A 1377-nucleotide genomic window follows, 5' to 3' on the forward strand; every position below is an offset into this window, starting at 1 on the left:
GGTCGTGACCGCCCCGGGGGCCGTCGGCACCGGTTCGTCCCCCGGGCCCGCGGCCCCCGGCCGGGCGCGACCGGCGGTGCGGCCGCTGCGCTGGTCCCCGCGGTCGATGACGGCGCTGCTGCTGGTGAGCGCGGTCGGCGTGGCGGGATTCGGATGGCCGCTGATGGCGTCGGAGTCCTTCGGGGCCGCGTACGGCGCGCACGCCCCCTGGTTGTTCGCCCTCATCCTGCCGCTGCTGCTGGCCGTGCTGTTGGCCGCGATCACGGAGCACGGCGCCGGCGCCAAGGCGGTGGCGATGCTCGGGGTGCTGGCGGCGGCCGGCTCCGCCCTGCGACTGCTGGGCGCCGGCACGGCCGGCCTGCAGCCGATGTTCTTCCTGATGGTGCTCGCCGGGCGGGTGCTGGGGCCGGCGTTCGGCTTCGTGTTGGGGGCGGTGACGATGTTCGCCTCCGCGTTGGTGACCGGCGGGGTGGGACCGTGGCTGCCGTTCCAGATGCTGGCGCTGGGCTGGTTCACCCTGGGCGCGGGGCTGCTCCCGGCGGCCGACCGGCTGCGCGGCGGGGGCGAGGTGTTGGTGCTGGCCGGGTACGGTGCCCTCGCCTCCCTGTTCTACGGCCTGGTGATGAACCTCCAGGGATGGCCGTGGATCGCGGGGATGGCGAGCGGCATCTCCTTCGTCCCCGGCGATCCGCTCGTGGAGAACCTCCACCGGTACCTGACGTACGTGCTCGCCACCTCGCTGGGGTGGGACGTTCCCCGGGCCGTGCTCACGGCGGTGCTGGTGCTCGTCGCGGGCGGGCCGGTGCTGCGGGCCCTGCGGCGGGCGACGCGCCGGGCCGCCTTCGGGGCACCGGCGCGGTTCGACCCGTCGGAACCGGGAGGGGCCGATCGACCGCGGCGGACGGCTCGAACGAACCCGGCGGACGGCTCGAACGGCTCGGGGAAACCGGCGGGGAGCGGCGTCAGCGACTGCCCCAGCCCCGGTTGCGGTCCGTGACCGCCTCCAGGCGTTCCCGGGTCAGGGCACAGTAGACGCCGCGCTCCTGGCGGTTCCACACGCCGAACCACTCCTGGAAGCGGGCGACGGAGTCGAAGGTGGCCTGGTCGTAGGTACCGGTCACGGGGACCCGGAAGTGGTCCCCCAGGCGGCGCAGCCGCTCCTGGAGGTCGACCACGGCGGGTCCGCTGTCACCCATGGCGAGGATCCCGGGTTCCGTCGGGGGGGTCCCCGGCTCGGGTTCCTCGACCGGCGGGGCGGATTCGGCCGGTGGTTCGGGGGTCGGCTCGGGTTCCTCGATCAAGGGCTCCGGGGCCGGTTCCTCGACGGCGGGCTCCTCGGCCGGTGGCTCGGACCGGGGCTCGGGCTCGACCGGTTCG

The 1377-nt window shown here is 75.4% G+C and carries 2 protein-coding genes; one reads left to right on the forward strand and one right to left on the reverse strand.

Features of this window, described 5'->3' with window-relative positions:
* Positions 1 to 4 precede the first annotated feature (4 nt).
* Positions 5 to 997, forward strand: a complete 993-nt coding sequence (locus FNQ90_RS23255; protein WP_407699433.1) for an ECF transporter S component — start codon at positions 5 to 7, stop codon at positions 995 to 997.
* Here FNQ90_RS23255 and FNQ90_RS23260 read toward each other — a convergent pair.
* Positions 963 to 1377, reverse strand: a 415-nt coding sequence (locus tag FNQ90_RS23260) for a peptidoglycan-binding domain-containing protein (protein WP_182608147.1), incomplete at its 5' end; no start/stop codon positions are given. The two genes, FNQ90_RS23255 and FNQ90_RS23260, sit on opposite strands and share 35 nt — an antisense overlap.

The organism is Streptomyces alkaliphilus, from assembly GCF_014141535.1.
GTDB lineage: Bacteria > Actinomycetota > Actinomycetes > Streptomycetales > Streptomycetaceae > Streptomyces > Streptomyces alkaliphilus.